The sequence below is a fragment of the Arthrobacter sp. 10N410 genome (assembly GCF_056394945.1).
In genome coordinates this window covers 608,212-625,702 of record NZ_JBFTIP010000001.1, presented here as the reverse complement: position 1 = coordinate 625,702, position 17,491 = coordinate 608,212, and the positions used below count along the sequence as shown (strand labels likewise).

The 17,491-nt window shown below is 64.7% G+C and carries 20 protein-coding genes; 17 read left to right on the top strand and 3 right to left on the bottom strand.

Features of this window, described 5'->3' with window-relative positions; genetic code table 11:
* Positions 1-101 precede the first annotated feature (101 nt).
* Genes coaA through mscL form a run of 3 tightly spaced genes read left to right on the top strand, consistent with a single transcriptional unit; the run spans position 102 to position 2,412 of the window.
* Positions 102-1,067, top strand: coding sequence for a type I pantothenate kinase (gene coaA / locus AC1DB8_RS03055; RefSeq protein ID WP_441417068.1), 966 nt, complete (start codon positions 102-104; stop codon positions 1,065-1,067).
* A 5-nt stretch (positions 1,068-1,072) separates the two neighbouring features.
* Positions 1,073-1,993: a M15 family metallopeptidase gene (locus AC1DB8_RS03050; RefSeq protein WP_476892128.1), complete on the top strand. Its 921-nt coding sequence runs from the start codon at positions 1,073-1,075 to the stop codon at positions 1,991-1,993.
* A 29-nt stretch (positions 1,994-2,022) separates the two neighbouring features.
* Positions 2,023-2,412 carry a large conductance mechanosensitive channel protein MscL gene (mscL, locus tag AC1DB8_RS03045; protein ID WP_476892127.1) on the top strand — a complete coding sequence of 130 codons (390 nt, stop codon included), beginning with the start codon at positions 2,023-2,025 and terminating at the stop codon, positions 2,410-2,412.
* Positions 2,413-2,478: 66 nt separating this feature from the next.
* On the opposite strand, the gene glmM is transcribed toward mscL, so the two are convergent.
* The 3 genes from glmM to rplM all read right to left on the bottom strand — a co-directional run bounded on the left by glmM (position 2,479) and on the right by rplM (position 5,030).
* The gene (gene glmM, locus AC1DB8_RS03040; protein ID WP_476892126.1) at positions 2,479-3,840 is read right to left on the bottom strand and encodes a phosphoglucosamine mutase; all 1,362 of its coding nucleotides are present in this window, start codon (positions 3,838-3,840) and stop codon (positions 2,479-2,481) included.
* 200 nt (positions 3,841-4,040) lie between these two features.
* Positions 4,041-4,550 carry a 30S ribosomal protein S9 gene (gene rpsI / locus AC1DB8_RS03035; RefSeq protein ID WP_441417064.1) on the bottom strand — a complete coding sequence of 170 codons (510 nt, stop codon included), beginning with the start codon at positions 4,548-4,550 and terminating at the stop codon, positions 4,041-4,043.
* A 36-nt stretch (positions 4,551-4,586) separates the two neighbouring features.
* Complete coding sequence (gene rplM / locus AC1DB8_RS03030; RefSeq protein ID WP_015937805.1) at positions 4,587-5,030, bottom strand: 50S ribosomal protein L13; 444 nt, start codon at positions 5,028-5,030, stop codon at positions 4,587-4,589.
* Between the two features lie 308 nt (positions 5,031-5,338).
* On the opposite strand from rplM, the gene AC1DB8_RS03025 reads away from it, so the two are divergent.
* From AC1DB8_RS03025 to AC1DB8_RS02960, 14 genes are all read left to right on the top strand, one after another.
* Positions 5,339-6,004 carry a prepilin peptidase gene (locus AC1DB8_RS03025; RefSeq protein ID WP_441417063.1) on the top strand — a complete coding sequence of 222 codons (666 nt, stop codon included), beginning with the start codon at positions 5,339-5,341 and terminating at the stop codon, positions 6,002-6,004.
* A gap of 265 nt (positions 6,005-6,269) precedes the next feature.
* The gene (locus tag AC1DB8_RS03020) at positions 6,270-6,476 is read left to right on the top strand and encodes a Flp family type IVb pilin (protein ID WP_441417062.1); all 207 of its coding nucleotides are present in this window, start codon (positions 6,270-6,272) and stop codon (positions 6,474-6,476) included.
* Positions 6,477-6,586: 110 nt separating this feature from the next.
* Complete coding sequence (locus AC1DB8_RS03015; RefSeq protein ID WP_441417061.1) at positions 6,587-6,991, top strand: TadE/TadG family type IV pilus assembly protein; 405 nt, start codon at positions 6,587-6,589, stop codon at positions 6,989-6,991.
* 53 nt (positions 6,992-7,044) lie between these two features.
* Positions 7,045-8,010: a Tad domain-containing protein gene (locus tag AC1DB8_RS03010; protein ID WP_441417060.1), complete on the top strand. Its 966-nt coding sequence runs from the start codon at positions 7,045-7,047 to the stop codon at positions 8,008-8,010.
* A gap of 20 nt (positions 8,011-8,030) precedes the next feature.
* Positions 8,031-8,810 (top strand): Flp pilus assembly protein CpaB, encoded by a 780-nt coding sequence (cpaB, locus tag AC1DB8_RS03005; protein ID WP_441417059.1) that lies wholly within the window; start codon positions 8,031-8,033, stop codon positions 8,808-8,810.
* Positions 8,807-10,009 carry a CpaE/TadZ family protein gene (locus tag AC1DB8_RS03000; protein WP_441417058.1) on the top strand — a complete coding sequence of 401 codons (1,203 nt, stop codon included), beginning with the start codon at positions 8,807-8,809 and terminating at the stop codon, positions 10,007-10,009. Before cpaB (AC1DB8_RS03005) ends, AC1DB8_RS03000 begins: the two co-directional genes overlap by 4 nt.
* The gene (locus tag AC1DB8_RS02995) at positions 10,006-11,481 is read left to right on the top strand and encodes a TadA family conjugal transfer-associated ATPase (RefSeq protein WP_441417057.1); all 1,476 of its coding nucleotides are present in this window, start codon (positions 10,006-10,008) and stop codon (positions 11,479-11,481) included. Before AC1DB8_RS03000 ends, AC1DB8_RS02995 begins: the two co-directional genes overlap by 4 nt.
* A gap of 11 nt (positions 11,482-11,492) precedes the next feature.
* A complete protein-coding gene (locus tag AC1DB8_RS02990) occupies positions 11,493-12,431 on the top strand; it encodes a type II secretion system F family protein (RefSeq protein WP_441417056.1) in 939 nt (312 codons plus the stop codon).
* Positions 12,432-12,445: 14 nt separating this feature from the next.
* Positions 12,446-13,327, top strand: a complete 882-nt coding sequence (locus tag AC1DB8_RS02985; protein WP_476892125.1) for a type II secretion system F family protein — start codon at positions 12,446-12,448, stop codon at positions 13,325-13,327.
* Positions 13,328-13,602: 275 nt separating this feature from the next.
* Positions 13,603-13,851 (top strand): Flp family type IVb pilin, encoded by a 249-nt coding sequence (locus AC1DB8_RS02980; RefSeq protein WP_441417054.1) that lies wholly within the window; start codon positions 13,603-13,605, stop codon positions 13,849-13,851.
* A 98-nt stretch (positions 13,852-13,949) separates the two neighbouring features.
* Positions 13,950-14,366 carry a TadE/TadG family type IV pilus assembly protein gene (locus AC1DB8_RS02975; RefSeq protein ID WP_441417053.1) on the top strand — a complete coding sequence of 139 codons (417 nt, stop codon included), beginning with the start codon at positions 13,950-13,952 and terminating at the stop codon, positions 14,364-14,366.
* Entirely contained in the window at positions 14,354-15,331 is a 978-nt protein-coding gene (locus tag AC1DB8_RS02970; protein WP_476892124.1) for a pilus assembly protein TadG-related protein, read from the top strand. Before AC1DB8_RS02975 ends, AC1DB8_RS02970 begins: the two co-directional genes overlap by 13 nt.
* 2 nt (positions 15,332-15,333) lie before the next feature.
* Positions 15,334-16,110 (top strand): Flp pilus assembly protein CpaB, encoded by a 777-nt coding sequence (cpaB, locus tag AC1DB8_RS02965; protein ID WP_441417051.1) that lies wholly within the window; start codon positions 15,334-15,336, stop codon positions 16,108-16,110.
* Positions 16,107-17,300, top strand: coding sequence for a CpaE/TadZ family protein (locus AC1DB8_RS02960; RefSeq protein ID WP_441417050.1), 1,194 nt, complete (start codon positions 16,107-16,109; stop codon positions 17,298-17,300). The genes cpaB (AC1DB8_RS02965) and AC1DB8_RS02960 overlap by 4 nt, the downstream gene beginning before the upstream one ends.
* Positions 17,301-17,491 lie beyond the last annotated feature (191 nt).

Sequence of the window (17,491 nt, the reverse complement as noted above, 5' to 3'; positions counted from 1 at the left end):
TCCCGGTCGTCCGACGTAGGATGTGCCGGTCCGGGCCCGCCGCTGGCGGCTGGCGGGGTGTCCATTTCGCTCTGGGCGTTGTCAAGGGCAGAATCTCTAAGGTGACTTTGCAACGCAACGAAGCGAACGGCGAGGGCGTCTCCCCGTTCGTTGAGCTGGACCGGCAGACCTGGTCCCGGCTCGCTGCCCAGATGGAGCAGCCCCTCAACGAAGAGGATGTGCTCCGCCTCCGCGGCCTGGGCGACCCCCTGGACATGAAGGAGGTCCGCGAGGTCTACCTCCCGCTGTCCCGGCTGCTGCACCTCTACGTCGAGGCCGCCAACCAGCTCCACGCGGCCACCACGACCTTCCTGGGCGAGAAGACCCAGCGCACCCCCTTCGTGATCGGCGTGGCCGGCTCCGTGGCGGTGGGCAAATCGACCATCGCCCGCGTACTGCGTGAAATGCTGCGGCGCTGGCCCGGCACCCCGAACGTCGAGCTGATCACCACCGACGGGTTCCTCTACCCCCTCGCCGAACTCAAGCGCCGTCAACTCCTGGAGCGCAAGGGGTTTCCGGAGTCCTACGACCGCCGCGCACTGCTGCGCTTCGTGAGCGAGGTCAAAAGCGGGGCCGAGGAAGTGCGGGCCCCCTGGTACTCGCACGTCACCTACGACATCGTTCCGGGCAAGGAAGTTGTGGTCCGCCGGCCGGACGTGCTGATTGTCGAGGGCCTGAACGTCCTGGCGCCGGCACGCCCGCGGCATGACGGCCGGCAGGGCCTGGCGTTGAGCGACTTCTTCGACTTTTCCATCTACGTGGACGCGAAGACCTCGTATATCGAGGAGTGGTATGTGGACCGGTTCCGCAAGCTGCGTACTACCGCCTTCGCACAGCCCGAGTCCTACTTCCACCGCTATGCGACGCTCTCCGATTCGGAGGCCGAGCAGACCGCCCGGGACATCTGGAAGCGCATCAACGAGCCGAACCTGGAAGAAAATGTCCTCCCCACCCGCGGCCGGGCCCAGCTGGTGCTGACCAAGGACGCCGACCACTCCATCCGACGCATGTTGCTGCGCAAGGTTTAGCACAGGTGTGCCACGACAGCGCCGGCACTTCCCCGGGCCCGGCAACCCCGAGCCGGCGGACGCTCGGGCGCCTGCTCGCGGCGGGAACGGCACTGGCTGTCCTTGCAGCCGTGGCCGGCTGTAGCCCGGGCAGCAGCCCGGAGCCATCCTCCAGCACGGCTGTGCCAACTGAGCGTTCCTCCGCCGCGGTTTCCGCCTCCGGCTCGCCTACGGCGACGACCACCTCCGCGGGCGTGGCCACCGCCCCCACACCCACGGCCGACGCAGCGCCGTCAGCCTCCGCGCCTGCGGCTTCCTGGCCTGCGACGTCCGGACCGGCCCGGAAGCATTCCCTGACCGATCCTGCGAGCCCGTGGGTGGTGGTGAACAAGCACCGGCCGCTCTCCCCCGCCACGTTCGTTCCGCCCGACCTCGTGCAGCCGGCCGTCAGGCTGGCGGTTTCCGGCGAGGCCGCGCAGCTGAACAGCACGACGGCGGCGGCCGCCGAGCGGATGTTTGCAGCCGCCGCGGCGGACGGCGTGGTCCTGACCCTGGCGAGCGGCTACCGTTCCTTCGCGACCCAGACGGCCACCTACAACGGCTACGCGAACGCCCGGGGGCGCGCCGAGGCGGACACGGCTTCCGCGAGGCCCGGTTACTCCGAGCACCAGACGGGCTGGTCCTTTGACATCGGCGACGGCGGAGGGGCCTGCAGCTTCCAGCCCTGCTTCGCGGAACAGCCGGCCGCCGTGTGGGCCAAGGCCAATGCGCACCGCTTCGGCTTCGTGGTCCGCTACCCCTGGATGGCCCACCCGGTCACCGGCTACTTCTACGAGCCGTGGCACCTGCGCTACATCGGTACCGAGGCCGCGGGCGACATGCACAAGCGCGGCGTCGCCACCCTCGAAGAGTATTTCGGCCTGGAAGCCGCGCCAGCCTACCGCTGAGCCTGCCGGGCCCGGGCTACCGTGGGTTCATGCTGACTGGATTCAAGAATTTCATCATGAAAGGCAACGTCGTTGACCTTGCCGTCGCCGTCGTCATGGGGGCCGCCTTCGGCGCCGTCGTGACCTCCATCGTGGAAGGACTCCTCACGCCACTCATCGGCTTGCTTTTCAACGCCAAAGGCATCGAGGAAATGGCCTGGGAGGGGTTCAAGTACGGCACCGTCATCTCCAGCATCATCTCGTTCGTGCTGATTGCAGCTGCCATCTACTTCGTGGTGATCCTGCCGATGAACCACATGATTGAACGCCGCAACCGCCGGCTGGGCATCAACCCGGACGTCAAGGAGGAATCGGCCGAGGACCCTCAGATCGCCCTGCTCACCGAGATCCGCGACGCCCTGACCCGCACCACCCGCTAGCTTCCGGACCAACAAAAGGTGGCCCGCTTCCTCACGGAAACGGGCCACCTTCTTGCGTTCTTGGAGTCAGTCGGCGATGAGCGCCAGGGCAAGCTCGGTCCGGACCACCTGGGCCAGGCCTTCGGCGACTTCCTGGGCGGTGTCCTGGTCCGCGGCTTCCACCATCACCCGGACAACGGGTTCGGTCCCGGAAGGACGCAACAGCACGCGTCCGGTGTCACCCAGCCGTGCCTCGGCCCGGGCCACGGCTTCAGCCACGGCCTCGTCACCCTTGACCCGGCTGCGGTCGACGCCCTTGACGTTGATCAGCACCTGCGGGAGCTTGGTCATGACCGTGGCCAGTTCCTTGAGCGGACGGCCGGTCAGCGCGACCTGGGCGGCAAGCTGCAGGCCCGTCAGGACGCCGTCGCCGGTGGTGGCGTAGTCGGCAAAAATAACGTGGCCGGACTGCTCGCCGCCGAGGTTGAAGCCACCTTCGCGCATGCCTTCCAGCACGTAGCGGTCGCCTACGCCGGTCTCACGGAGGCTGATGCCTGCCTCGCGCAGGGCGATCTTGAGTCCGAGGTTGCTCATCACGGTGGCAACCAGGACGTCGTCCTTGAGCTTGCCGGATTCCTTGAGGGCCACGGCAAGGATGGCCATGATCTCGTCGCCGTCCACCTCGTTGCCCTCGTGGTCCACGGCCAGGCAACGGTCGGCGTCGCCGTCGTGGGCGATGCCCAGGTCAGCCCCGTTGTCCAGGACCGCCTGCCTCAATGGGCCGAGGTGTGTTGAACCCACCCCGTCGTTGATGTTGAGGCCGTCCGGATCGGCGCCGATCAGTATCACCTCGGCGCCGGCCGTCTTGAAGACCTGCGGTGAGCAACCGCTGGCGGCGCCGTGCGCGCAGTCCAGGACCACCTTTAGGCCGTCCAGGCGGTGCGGGAGGGTGCCCAGGAGGTGCACGATGTAGCGGTCTTCCGCGTCGGAGAACCGCTGGATGCGGCCAACTTCGCCACCGACCGGGCGGTACGGCTCCTTGCTCAGCTGTTCCTCGATCGCGTCCTCGACGTCGTCGGGGAGCTTCTGGCCGCCGCGGGCAAAGAACTTGATGCCGTTGTCCGGGGCCGGGTTGTGGGAGGCGGAGATCATCACGCCGAAGTCGGCGTCGAGGTCGGCGACGAGGTACGCGGCGGCCGGCGTTGGCAGCACGCCGGCGTCGTAGACGTCGATGCCGGAGCTGGAGAGCCCGGCCTCCACGGCGGCCGCGAGGAACTCGCCGCTGGCCCGCGGATCGCGGGCGACGACGGCGCGCGGCCTGTTGCCGTTGGTGTTGCGGTCGTGGCCGAGCACGACGGCGGCGGCCTGCGCCAGCTGCAACGCCAACTCTGCGGTCAGTAGGCCGTTCGCCAGGCCCCGGACACCATCTGTTCCAAATAATCTAGACATCGAGCCCAAGTTTAGTCGATCGCGGGCCCGGGTCCGGTTTCCGACCATCGGAGACCCGTTAAACGCCGGAAACCCGCCCCGCAGAATGCGGGACGGGCTTCCAGTTGAGCGTGTTTAGCGCTTGTGGATCCGAGCGCTGAAAAGCGCCGCGGGCCCCAATCTGTGGTCGCGCCAGCGGCCACAGATTGGGGAGGCGCTGTTTAGCGCTTGGAGTACTGCTGAGCCTTGCGTGCCTTCTTGAGACCAGCCTTCTTACGCTCGATGATGCGAGCGTCGCGGCGCAGGTAGCCGGCCTTCTTCAGGGTGGCGCGGTTGTTCTCGGTGTCGATCTCGTTCAGTGAACGGGCGATGCCGAGGCGCAGGGCACCGGCCTGGCCGGAGATGCCGCCACCGTGGATGCGGGCAATAACATCGTAGGCGCCTTCAAGGTCAAGGATCTTGAAGGGCTCGTTGACGTCCTGCTGGTGCAGCTTGTTCGGGAAGTAGTTCGCCAGCTCGCGACCATTGATGGTCCACTTGCCCGAACCGGGCACGACGCGAACGCGTGCGACGGCTTCCTTGCGACGGCCAACTGCAGCGCCGGCGACGGTCAGTGCCGGACGTTCCTTCTTCGGCGCCGCTGCGTCAGCAGCACCGCTCTCCGAGGTGTAGCTGGTCAGGTTTTCCTCAGCCTCAACGGCTTCGGTGGTCAGTTCTTCGTTCTGAGCCACGATTCTCCTTGATAAAAAGTTGGTTGGTGGCCAGGACTACTGGGCGACCTGGGTGATTTCGAAAGTCTTGGGCTGCTGGGCGGCGTGCGGGTGCTCGGCACCGCGGTAAACCTTCAGCTTGCCCAGCTGCTGTGCAGCGAGGGAGTTCTTCGGGAGCATGCCCTTGATGGCCTTCTCCACGGCGCGGACCGGGTTGGACTCCAGCAGCTCCGCGTAGTTGACGGAGGTCAGGCCGCCCGGGTAACCGGAGTGGCGGTATGCGCGCTTCTGCTCCAGCTTGGCACCGGTGAGGGCGACCTTTTCAGCGTTGATGATGATGACGAAGTCGCCCATGTCCATGTGGGACGCAAAGGTGGCCTTGTGCTTGCCGCGCAGCAGGATTGCGGTCTGGCTGGCGAGACGACCAAGGACAACGTCGGTGGCGTCAATGACGTGCCACTGGCGGTTGATATCGCCGGGCTTCGGGGTGTACGTACGCACGGTGTTTGCCTCGTTCTTGTTCTGGCGTTCTTGTTTTAGGCGTCACGCAAAAGGTGCACCTACTATCTATGCGCTACCGGAACAGAGGTGAGGGCTCCATGTAACCAGTCATCCTGTGGTCTCGAATGTGCACGTTGAGTAGCTATCCTGCAACCGGATTCTCAAGCGGGCACGCATCATCGAGATAGGACACGCACAACGACTACCAAGAATAGCGGAAGCCGGGGTCGTGGGTCAAAATGGGGTGTCCGGTGGCACGCAGCCCTGCGTGCCGTTCAGTTCCGGTACGCCGTGTTCCTGGAGGTCCCGTGCCCGATCCCGCCGTTGCAGGTTCCGCATCGCTGCTGTTCCTCGCGGGAGTCGCCGCCGCCGGACTGTGCCTCGGGCTGCTGGCAGACGTCTTCGTCAGGCGCGCCCTGCCGGAGCTGGGACCCGGCCCCACGCCTGCGCAGCGGACGGCGACGGCGGTTGCCGCCGCGGTGCTTTGCGCCCTCCTGGCCTGGCGGTTCGGCGCCTCTCCGGAATTGCCGGCATTTATGGTTTTGGCGGTTATTGGCGTCCAACTGGCCCGAATTGACGTTATTCATCATTTGCTGCCTAACCGGCTGGTCCTGCCACTCCTGGGAGCCGGCGTTGTGCTGCTCGCAGTGCCTTCGATAGCCCTCGGAGGCTGGGGGCAGCTGGCCCGGGCCCTGGCCGGGGCGGTAATTCTCTTCTTTTTCTACTTCATCTTGGCCCTCATCAGCCCCACAGGCCTCGGAATGGGCGACGTTAAGCTCGCTGCGCCACTCGGCCTGTACTTAGGCCACTTGGGCTGGACCCAACTGTTCTATGGCGGCGCCCTGGGGTTTGTCGCCGGCGGCCTGGTTTCCTTGGTCCTCCTCCTAAAGAACCGCGGAAACAAGCCGAAGGAAGTGGCCTTCGGGCCCTCGATGCTGGCCGCCGCCCTGCTCACCGTCCTGCTCTCCGCGTAGCGCCCTGCGCCGCTTGTTGGGTGAACCAGTAAGCCGACTTATCAAAACAAGTAGTCGGCTCCGTAGCGCCCGAAAGTACTGAGTACACGTCCCTCAGAGCGGCAAGTAAACGCTCCTTTTCCACCCAAAAAGTCGGGTAGTCGCATGCATTGCCGGGCCGTTAATCGGCGTGCAAATGTTGTCCCAACGGAGCTCCAGCAGGTAGCAAAGGGGACTTGCTGGAATTCCGTCAAACTATTCAAATCTCTGGAGAAGGACTTTCAAAATGACTGGTCTCATGGTCTCAATGCTCGCTTTTGTTGCCGGCGTCAAGAACAAGCTCGAATCCGAAAAGGGAGCAACCGCGACGGAATACTCGCTGCTGGTGGCGTTCATCGCCTTCGCTGTTATTGGCGGCGCAACCGTCTTCGGCAACCAGTTGAGCGCCTGGTTCACCGAGCTGGGCAACAACGTCCGCGCTTGGTCCAACTAGGCAACTAGTTCCGCCACAGGTCTCAGTAACACCGATTGTGCCGCGTCCGTGTATCGCGGGCGCGGCACAGTTCTTATTTCGTCGACTGCATCTATCCCTGGGGGGATCCAATGAAGCGCAGCAATTTTTCGCCCTGGTTTGGGGCTGAGGGACGCGAGCAGGGGGCGGCCGCAGTCGAGTTCGCCCTCGTTGCACCTATACTCCTCGCCTTGGTGGGCGGGATCATCGAATTCTCTTACATCTACAATTTGCAGATCTCGGTGACCCAGGCCGCCCGCGAGGCTGCCCGGACTATGGCCATCTTCAACGATCCGGCCCGCGCCCAGGCTGCCGCTGTCTCAGGTGCGCCCGGGTTGAATGCGGCAGGCTTCACCTACACCTTCACGGGCGCATGCCCCGCCGGCGGCACGGGCAACGCCAAAGTGGCCGTTGGTTACACCGCAAATTCACTGACCGGGATTTTCGGTGGTTCCGTCACCGTCCACGGAACCGGAGCCATGCGATGCCACGGTTGAGGACTTCGATCCAAGACCAGTGCGGCCTAGGGCGGGAGCGGGGCGCGACCGGCGTGCTTGTAGCAGTGATGATGCTGGTGCTCATAGGAGCCGGCGCCCTGGCCGTTGATGCCGGCCAAATCTACGCCGAACGGGCCCAACTGCAGAATGCAGCGGACGCAGGCGCATTGGCGGCAGCACAGAGGTGCCACGCGGCCGGAACCTGCACAGTTCCCCAGGCTCTGGGCTGGGCCCGCGAACTTGCCGGTCCCAACTCCAACGACGGAGCCTCTGCCGTCGATTCAGTAAACGTGGACCTTTCCCGCGGCCAGGTCAAGGTGGTCACGTCCACCCTGGGCAGCAACGAGGCGGGCTTCCTGACCAAAATCTTTGCCAATGCGCTGAACGCCCCACCCGCAACAGTCCGCGCCGGCGCCACCGCGGCCTGGGCACCGTTGAGCAGCGGCTCCGGATTTCCGCTTGCGATCTCCAACAGCTGCTTCAACCTTTCCACTGCCGTGGCCACCGGAGAGGTACAAAAGATCTCCTACAAGCCGGGCGGAACCTGCACCGGTCCTTCCGGAACGCAAATCCCGGGCGGCTGGGGATGGCTCGACCGGAACTCACCATGCGTTGCCGTGACGGCCACCGGAAACAACCGGGTGGGGTCCGACCCAGGCAACAACCCGCCGACCGACTGCGACACCGTGCTGGGCGGCTGGATCGCCACCATCCTCGCCGGCGGAGAGGTGAAAGTCGCTTTTCCCGTCTTCGACGACGCGAGCAACCAGGGGCAGAACGGCTACTTCCACGTGATCGGTTACGCCACCTTCAAGATGTGGGGCTGGAAATTCGGCAACAACCACAACTACGAATTCCGGAACACAGCCGGCGACCCGAACATGACGAGCGCCCTGGCCTGCAGCGGCGGCAACAACCGGTGCATCATCGGCCAATTCGTGAAATTCGAAACTATTAACTCGACCGGACCTGGTGGCGGCGCCGACTTGGGAACCGTCGATATCAAACTCATCAAATAGGTAATTTCTAAGGAGTTACGATGAAAACACGCCTACTGGGAGGCATCGCCGCATTACTTGTGGCAATTATCGGAACCGTATTGCTGGTCTCATATGTTCAGAACGCTGATAAACGAGCGTTAGCCGGCACGGAAACAGAATCAATCTACATTGTGCAAAAGGCCATTCCGGCCGGAACCGCCGCGGACAAGATTGCGGCAATGGTGACAAAGAAGGAAGTTCCCAAGCTGGCGCTGGCTGACAGCAGCGTCACGGATCTCGCCTCACTGGGCACCAAGGTCACCGCCGTTACCCTCATGCCGGGTGAGCAGCTGCTGTCCACCCGGCTGGTGGAAGAGAGTGCTTTCCTCGGCCCGTCCCGGGTCCAGGTACCTGCGGGCTTCCAGGAGATCACGCTCAAGCTTCCGATCGAGCGCGTCGCCGGCGGCATTTTGAAGGCCGGCGACACGGTGGGGGTTTTCCTCTCGCTGGAAGACGCCGGCGGCAAGGCCGGTGCCAAGGTCAGCAGGACGCAGCAAACTTTCCACAAGGTCCTGGTGACCGCGGCGCAGTTCAGCGATGGGGCGGCCACGCAGACTGGGACCTCCGACACCGCGTCCGGGGCCAGCCAGGTCTCGTCAACCTCCTCCACCAAGGCACAGGGTGACGGCAGCTACCTCATTACCCTGGCCAGGAATTCCGCTGATGCGGAGCGGATCGTGTTTGCCACGGAGTTCGGCAAGGTCTACCTGTCGAAGGAACCGGGCAATGCTGTCGAATCGGGCAAGGGCACAGTCGATGCGGCAGGACTGTTCCGATGAGCCGCTTCGTCCTGATCACGCCCAACGCCGATTTCGAACGGCTGGTCCGGCTGGCTGTCGGCGGAATGCATGGGGACCTCCACGTCTTCAAAGCCGACTACCTGCCAGAGGGCCCCGCCGACATCCTGCGCCAAATGGTCGGCGACCCGCCCGAGGTCCTCATCCTTGGTCCCGGCGTGCCTGTGGCCGACTCACTGAAGCTGGCCGCAGTGGTCGACCTCCAGTATCCGGAGATCAGCGTGGTCCTGGCCGTTAATGCCAGCCCGGAAACCGTGGTCCAGGCAATGCGCGCCGGCGTCCGGGACCTGCTCGATCCCGGAGCCGACCCCGACACCATCCGGGTCATGCTGGAGCGTGCCAGCCTGGCCGCAGCGGGCCGGCGTCGGGGTCTCGGTCCGCAGACGACCGAGCATGCCGACCACGGCTCAGGACGTGTCATCGCCGTGATGTCCCCCAAGGGCGGCGTTGGCAAGACAACGGTCGCCACCAACCTCGCGGTCGGGCTGGGAAAGACCGCGCCGATGGGGGTTGTGATCGTGGATCTTGACCTGCAGTTCGGCGACGTGGCCAGCGGACTCCTCCTTGAACCGGAGTTCACGATCACGGACGCCGTAATGGGGGCCGCAAGCCAGGACTCAATGGTGCTCAAGACGTATCTCACAGTCCATCCTGCAGGCATCTACGCGCTCTGCGCCCCCAGGACGCCCGTGGAGATGGACCGTATCAGTGCGGCCCATGTCTCCCACCTGTTGGAACAGTTGCGGCAGGAGTTCCGCTACATCGTGGTGGACACGGCCCCGGGACTGGGCGAACACGTCCTGGCCACGCTCGAACAGGCGACCGACGCCGTGTGGATCTGCGGCATGGACGTTCCGAGCATCCGCGGTATGCGGACCGGGTTCCAGATCCTCGAAGAACTGAACCTGGTACCGGCCCAACGCCACATCGTCCTCAACATGGCCGACCGCCGGGCGGGACTATCGCTCAAGGACGTCGAAGCCACCATCGGGGCCCCCGTGGACGTCGTGCTGCCGCGTTCCCGGACCCTTCCCTTCTCCACCAACAAAGGCGTTCCCGTCCTTCAGGACGGCGGCCGGGACGCTGCCCTCAAGGGGCTCCGCCAGCTGGCTGACCGTTTTAAGCCGGATTGGGAAGCCAGACCGCACAAGCAACTGCACAGAAGGGCGGTAGTCCAGTGAGCCTCACCGACCGATTCCAGCAACTACGCGGCGGACTTCCGCCCGCCGCGCCCGAGGAAAAGCCGGCCGCCGTCGACGTCTTCGCCTCTCATACGCCACCGGCGACGCTGGGGCGGATCCTGGAAGCGAAGACGGCAGCAGAATCGCACCCCGGATTCACCGAGCTGCAGCAGACCGCGTCCGTGGCCAGCGAGGCGCTGAACGCGCTCAAGGAACGCGCCAGCCAGGCGCTCTTCGAACGGCTCGGATCCCGCATCACCGATTCCTCTATCGATGAGACGGAACTTCACCAGTCGGTCAAGGACGAGTTGAAGGCCGTCGTAGACGAGGAGCAGATCCCCCTCACCGCGGTCGAACGCCAGCGCCTGATCCGGGAGATCATCGACGACGTTCTCGGCCATGGCCCCATCCAGCGGTACCTGGATGATCCCACGGTGACAGAGGTCATGGTCAACCGTTTCGACCAGATCTACGTGGAACGCCAGGGGCAACTCCAGCTGACGGACTCGAAGTTCACCTCCGACGACGCCCTGCGGCGGGTCATCGAAAGGATTGTCTCCAACGTGGGACGCCGGATTGACGAGTCATCGCCGCTCGTGGATGCCCGGTTGTCGGACGGTTCCCGCGTCAACGCCATCATCCCGCCGCTGGCCGTCAATGGACCGGCCCTGACCATCCGGAAGTTCGGCCGGGATCCACTGACCGTGCATGACCTCATTTCGATGGGCAGTCTTTCACCGGAAATGGCGGAGCTGTTGCAGGCCTGCGTGCTGGCCAGATTGAACATCATTGTTTCGGGCGGCACCGGCACCGGCAAGACGACCCTGCTGAACGTGCTCTCCTCGTTCATTCCGAGCTCGGACAGGATCGTCACGATCGAGGACGCGGTGGAACTCCAGTTGCAGCAGGACCATGTGGTCCGGTTGGAGAGCCGCCCGCGGAACATCGAGGGAAAGGGCGAAATTTCCATCCGCGACCTGGTCCGCAACTCGCTGCGTATGCGGCCGGACCGGATTGTGGTCGGTGAAGTCCGCGGCGGCGAGTGCCTCGACATGCTGCAGGCCATGAACACCGGCCACGACGGCTCCATTTCCACCGTGCATGCGAACTCCCCCCGGGACGCGATCGCCCGGCTGGAAACCTTGGTGCTGATGGCCGGCATGGATCTGCCGCTGCGGGCCGTCCGCGAGCAAGTGGCTTCGGCGGTGAACCTGATCGTGCATATTTCCCGGCTCCGTGACGGTTCGCGGCGGGTCACGCACATTACGGAGGTCCAGGGCATGGAAGGCGACGTCGTCACGCTCCAGGATGCCTTCGTGTTCGACTACTCCGCCGGTATCGACGCCGGCGGCCGGTTCCTCGGCAAGCCCATGCCTACCGGTGTTCGTCCGCGCTTCACTGATCGCTTCGCCGAATTGGGAATCCCGATTTCGCCGGCGGTCTTTGGCGCAGCGCCTGCTAGGGGGCGGTAACAGTGCAGGATATGTCTCCCCTTGTCTTTGTAGCCGGCCTCGTCCTGGCGTACGCAGCCTTGGCGACGATTGTTGCCGTCCTCTTCAAGTCAAACGCGGTGCCGCTGTCCCGGCGCCGGCCCGACGAGGCGGCCGTCCACTCGTCAAACCTCAGCAGGCTCACCGATCAAGCCGTGCACACCCTCAACAGGGGCCTGCGGAGCCGTGACTCGGGACTGCTCAGCCGCACGAAACTCGAGAACGCCGGTCTGAAGAAACAACCCGGCGACTACGTGCTGATGGGCTGTGCCTTCACTTTCGTGGCCGCGGTCCTTGGCTTCCTCCTCGGCGGACCGGTCCTGGCCGTTTTGTTGACGCTGCTGACACCAGTGGTCCTGCTCTTGTTTCTCAACGTCCTGGTCTCGCGGCGGCGCAAGAAGTTCGACGAGCAGGTGCCGGACGCACTGCAGATGCTCGCGGGCGGCCTCCGGGCCGGCCACAGCCTGCTCCGCTCGGTGGACGCCGCCGCGGAGGAGAACGAGGCGCCAATGAAGGAGGAGCTCAATCGGGTGGTGAACGAGACACGCATCGGAAGGGACCTTGGCGAATCCCTCGCGGAGGTCGCCAGGCGGACCGACAACGAGGACTTTGCCTCGATCACCAGGGCCATCGATATCCACCGCGAAGTCGGCGGCGACCTCGCCCAGGTCCTGGACCACGTGGGCGAGACCATCCGGGACCGCAACCAGATCCGGGGCCAGGTCAGGGCCCTCAGCGCGGAGGGCCGGATGTCCGCCATAGTCCTGATGTCACTCCCGGTGGTGATGTTCATCGGGCTGACACTCTTCAACCCTCTGTACTCCAAGGTCTTCCTGACCACTTTTCCGGGGTTCCTGATGATCGTCGCTGCCATAGTCCTGCTGACTGTGGGCGGCTTCTGGCTCAGCCGACTCGTCAAGCCGAAGTTCTGAGAAGGGAGAGAACCGTGCAAACAATTGCCTACGCAGCGATCCTGGGGGTCGTCGCACCGCTCTCGATCATGACCTGGCTTGCCTTCACCGGAGACCGGGCCGGCCTTCGCAACGTGCAAGCCAACCTCGGGCGGGGTCCGCAGAGCAACGGATCCGCGCTCTCGGCCACCGGCCAATTCGCGGCACTAAGCCGGAAGGTCACGCCGAAGGGCTACACGGCGTGGCTGGACAAGCAGCTCGCCGGTGCCGGCCGGCCCAAGGACTGGCCCCTGGGACGCGTCCTTATGGTCAAGCCCCTGCTGGCCCTCGCGGGAGCCATGACGGGAATCTTCATGGTTGCCGGGAGCCCCGCGGCGACCACGGTCCTCCTGATGGTGGGCATGACCGCGCTGGCTTACTTCGTCCCGGACATTCTGCTCCGGAACCACGCCCAGAAGCGCCGCGAAGCAATCAAACTGGAGCTGCCTGACGCGCTGGACCAGATGCTCATCTCGGTCCAGGCCGGGCTCGGCTTCGAAACCGCCATGGCCCGGGCTGGCCAAAACGGCAAAGGGCCGCTCGCCGAGGAACTGATCAGGACCCTGCAGGATATCCAGGTCGGCCGGTCCCGAAAGGACGCGTACCTGGCCATGTCCCAGCGCGTGGATGTGCCGGACCTGCGGTCCTTTGTCCGGGCCGTGGTCCAAGCGGACGCTTACGGCATCGCCATCGCGCAGGTATTGAACGCCCAGGCGAAGGACATGCGCGTGAAGCGCCGCCAGCGGGCGGAGGAACACGCCATGAAGATGCCCGTCAAGATGCTCTTTCCGTTGATCTTCTCGATCCTCCCCACGTTGTTCATCGTGGTGCTGGGCCCCACGGTTATGAGCATCATGGAGGTTTTTGCCAACAAATAGCCACGCGGCCCGCGTCAGGGCCGCCCATAGACCGGACCCCCTTGGTACCCAGAGCCAAGGGGGTCCTCCTTTGTGCCCGGGGCCCACTCCCAGGGCCTACGGCCAGTTCCGCAGCCCCCAGCGCAGGATCCGCGCAGGGAAAGTACAGGAATAGGGCAGTTTGGGAAGTCTTGGCACAGGATGTTCCAAACTCCGATTGACGGCGTGTCGGCGCTTGCTAAGTTCCTCTCAGTGCTGGTGCAGGGCCAGCCGCCCAACTCGCTCAGGAGTCACCAATGCGTTCCTACCTCTCCAACATCGCAACCCGCCTTCGCCGCGACCAGCGCGGCGCGACCGCCGTCGAATACGGCATCATGGTCTCCCTCATCGCCGTTGTCATCATCGTCGCCGTTACGCTGCTCGGAGGCACCTTGAAGGACACCTTCACCCAGGTGCAGTGCTCGGTCAGCAACGGCAGCTTCTCTCCCGCCGTGGCCGGCGTCGACGGGGCTGCAGGAACCGCCGCCAAGTGCACGCCGAAATAGAACGCATTCACCGCGCATAGCGCGATACGTGTGGCGGCGGCTTTAGCCGCCGCCACACTGCCATCTCCGGATGTACCCAGCCAGGAAGGCGGTCCCCCATGTCCAAGACAAGCGAACGGGGCGCCGTCGCGGTGGAGTTCGCCCTGCTGGCCCCGGTCCTGGTCATGATGCTGCTGGGGATCATGGAGTTCGGCCGCGCCTACAACGTGCAGATTTCGCTCTCCAACGCTGCCCGTGAAGGCGCAAGAGTGATGGCCGTCAACTACGCGGCGCCAGCAGCCGCGACGACCGCCAAAGCCGCTGCTGTGAGCGCCGCGAGCGTCCTACAGCCGAGTCTGACAAACGACAAGATTGTCTTGACATATCAGACGACACCCGCCTCGACGCCCGCGCCAACGGCCTGCGCCGCGAATGTCCAAGTTACCGTGACAATCAACTACACCCTGTCCACTATGACCGGAATTGCCGGACCATTTGCGATGAAGGGCGTAGGTACGATGCAATGCGGCGGATAGCAGTTTCGGGCGACACGGAACGTGGCGGGATCGCTGTCATGGTCGCCCTCCTTATGCTGGTTCTACTTGGGTTCGCGGCCATCTCCATCGACGTTGCTCGACTCTATTCCGAGCGTGGCCAATTGCAGAACGGGGCCGATGCGGTGGCCCTCATGCTGGGCCAGAAATGTGCCAAGAATCCGAATGATGTGGACTGCTCGGACACCATGACTTCGCCAGTGATTCTCGCCAGGACGCTTGCCAATGCGAACGCCGTTGACGGTCAGAGCAATGTCAAGACCATCGTCTTGGATAAGGCGAACCGCAAAGCCACGGTCACCACGAGCGCCAAGGACAGTGGGGGCGCCCTCAACTCCGTACCCGACCTTTTTGCCCGCGCACTGGGCTTTTCGAACTCTGAGGTCGCGACAACTTCGAATGTTCAGTGGGGGACGCCGTCCAAGGGCACCGTCATCGTCCCTTTGGCCATCGCCGAGTGCAAATTCTCCCCCGACCCCTCCTTCGTGCAGGTCCTCAATATGAGTGCGGGCGGATGCGCAGGGATCCCCGGAGGTTTTGGATGGATCACGGACCCCAATGCGGCCGATTCTGCGTGCAGCGTTGTGATCAGCGCCGGCGCCTCGAATGATCCGGGCATCTGGTTCAGCAGCGACACCGGCGCCTCCAGACCCTCGGTCTGTACGCCCGGGGACATCAGCGCTTTGAACGATCAGACCGTTCTCCTACCGCTCTACGCCGTGGCCACGGGCACCGGGTCAGGCGGCAAGTACTACATCAAGGGTTTCGCAGCCTTTCACGTCACCGGCTACCGCTTTTCGAGTGACACCTGGAATTCCAGCGGGCTGGCCAACAAGTCCATCCGCGGATACTTCGTGAAGTTCGTGTCCCTGTCACAAGCCCTCGAACTCGGAAGTACAGCCGATTACGGCGCGTCAGTCGTCCGCCTCACCATTGGAGCCCCCTAGTAATGAAGTCACGCCTATTGGCAGGACTGGCCGCAGTCGTGCTGGCCATCGTCGGCGCCGTCCTCGTCGTCAGCTATGCACAGGGCGCCGATACCCGTGCAGTCCAGAACCTCAACCCCGTCAGCGTCATGGTGGTGCAAACGGCCATCCCCGCCGGCACCCCGGTAGCGCAGCTAACAGCCTTCGTCACCGCCCAGGAACTCCCCGGCAAAGCCGTGTCCAAGACTGCGCTGAAGAATCTTGACGGCTTGGCCGGCAAGGTCACCGCCGTCGACCTGTTGCCGGGTGAGCAGCTCGTCGCCGAGCGGCTGGTCGAGCCGGAGGAGCTGAAGACGAGCGGATCCGTGGAAGTTCCAAAGGGGCTGCAGGAGGTGTCTTTCCAGCTTGAACCCCAGCGCGTCGTCGGCGGTCGCATCACGGCCGGGGACCATGTGGGCATCTTCATCAACCTCAAGGAGGGCGGCATCGAGGGAAAGCCTGACCAGCAAACCACGCAACTGACCGTCCACAAGGCCCTCGTGACGGCGGTGCAGCGCGCACCCGTTACCACCCCCACTCCGCAGCCCTCGGCGAGCGGCTCCGCCGCTCCCGCCGAGGACACCTCGCTCCCCGTCGGCTCGATGATTGTGACCGTTGCCGTCAACGACGTGGCCGCCACGAAGATTGTCTACGCCTCGAACTTTACGGACGTGGCGAGCATCTGGCTGAGCCGGGAACCGCTCGACGCAAAGGACAGCGGCCGCCCCGGAATTATTACCCGACCGGAGGTCTACAAGTGAGCCGCTTCGTCCTCATCACTCCCAACGCCGACTTCGATGCGCGCGTCCGCCAGGCGGTCGCGGGCGGGTTGCCCGGCGGCGTCCAGACCTTTGCCTTCATCAATCCCGCCAATCCCGGTGAACTTTTCGCCAACCTCAACCAGGAGCGTCCCGAGGTGCTGATCCTCGGACCCGACGTTCCGATTGAGGACGCCCTGCGGCTCGCCACGGTGTTCGACGTGCAGCTGCCAGAGTTAAGCGTGATCCTGGTGGGCGAGCCCGAACCGGAGTTTGTGCTGCTGGCGATGCGTGCCGGGATCCGCGACATCCTCAGCCCCGCATCTGACCCGGCCCAGATCCGGGTGCTCCTGGAGCGGGCCTGCCAGTCCTACGCCAGCCGGACCCGGGCCACGGCCGTCCAGCAGCCGGATAACAATCCCAAAGGCCTGGTGATCGGAGTCTTCTCCCCAAAGGGAGGAGTCGGCAAGACGACCATTGCCACGAACATCGCCATCGGTCTGGGCCAGGTTGCACCGATGGGCGTCGTCATCGTGGACCTGGACCTGCAGTTCGGCGACGTGGCCTCCGGCCTGTACCTGAATCCGGAACACACCGTCACCGACGCCGTCTCGGCGTCGGCCAGCCAGGACTCGCTGGTCCTCAAGGCGTTCCTCACCGTGCACCCCAGCAGCATCTACGCCCTCTGCGCGCCCCGGACCCCGGTGGAAGCGGACGACATCACGCCCCAGCAGGTCAGCCGGCTGATCGAACAACTCGCGGAGCAGTTCCAGTACGTCGTCGTGGACACCGCCCCCGGCCTGCCCGAGGTGGGCCTGGCCGCCATGGAACAGTGCACCGACGTCGTCTGGGTCAGCGCCATGGACGTGCCCAGCATCCGCGGCCTCCGTTCGGGGCTGGAAATCCTCCGCCGGCTCGACCTGCTTCCGGAAACCCGCCATGTGGTCCTGAACATGGCGGACTCCAAATCCGGGCTCAGCGTCCAGGACGTCGAGGCCACTATCGGCGCGCCAGTGGACGTGAGCATTCCGCGCTCCCAGGCGGTGGCGTACTCCACCAACCGCGGGATCCCGGTCCTGCAGGACGGCCGCAAGGATCCCGCAGTGAAGGGCCTGCGGCAGCTGGTGACGCGCTTTGATCCGGCCTGGCGGGCCACAGCGCAGAAGAAACTGCACCGACGGGTGGTGGTCTAAGTGAAACTCTCCGAACGTCTCTCCGCAGCGGAAGCCGGCCCCCAAACGCAGCCGGCACCGCCGTCGTCGGCCCCGCTAACGACGGCGACCGCCCCGTCGGCCCGGCCACCCCGGCTCTCCCCCCACCTCGAAGCAGCGCGCTCCGAGCCGTCGCGCCTCGCCGCGGCGGCCGCGCCGTCGTTCGCAGAACA

Coding starts and splice junctions, on each gene's coding strand:
- AC1DB8_RS02990 (WP_441417056.1), top strand. CDS start 11,493: ATGTCTCCCCTTGTCTTTGTAGCCGGCCTCGTCCTGGCGTACGCAGCC.
- AC1DB8_RS03000 (WP_441417058.1), top strand. CDS start 8,807: ATGAGCCGCTTCGTCCTGATCACGCCCAACGCCGATTTCGAACGGCTG.
- AC1DB8_RS03020 (WP_441417062.1), top strand. CDS start 6,270: ATGACTGGTCTCATGGTCTCAATGCTCGCTTTTGTTGCCGGCGTCAAG.
- AC1DB8_RS02980 (WP_441417054.1), top strand. CDS start 13,603: ATGCGTTCCTACCTCTCCAACATCGCAACCCGCCTTCGCCGCGACCAG.
- AC1DB8_RS02975 (WP_441417053.1), top strand. CDS start 13,950: ATGTCCAAGACAAGCGAACGGGGCGCCGTCGCGGTGGAGTTCGCCCTG.
- mscL (WP_476892127.1), top strand. CDS start 2,023: ATGCTGACTGGATTCAAGAATTTCATCATGAAAGGCAACGTCGTTGAC.
- cpaB (WP_441417051.1), top strand. CDS start 15,334: ATGAAGTCACGCCTATTGGCAGGACTGGCCGCAGTCGTGCTGGCCATC.
- glmM (WP_476892126.1), bottom strand. CDS start 3,840: ATGTCTAGATTATTTGGAACAGATGGTGTCCGGGGCCTGGCGAACGGC.
- cpaB (WP_441417059.1), top strand. CDS start 8,031: ATGAAAACACGCCTACTGGGAGGCATCGCCGCATTACTTGTGGCAATT.
- AC1DB8_RS02970 (WP_476892124.1), top strand. CDS start 14,354: ATGCGGCGGATAGCAGTTTCGGGCGACACGGAACGTGGCGGGATCGCT.
- AC1DB8_RS03015 (WP_441417061.1), top strand. CDS start 6,587: ATGAAGCGCAGCAATTTTTCGCCCTGGTTTGGGGCTGAGGGACGCGAG.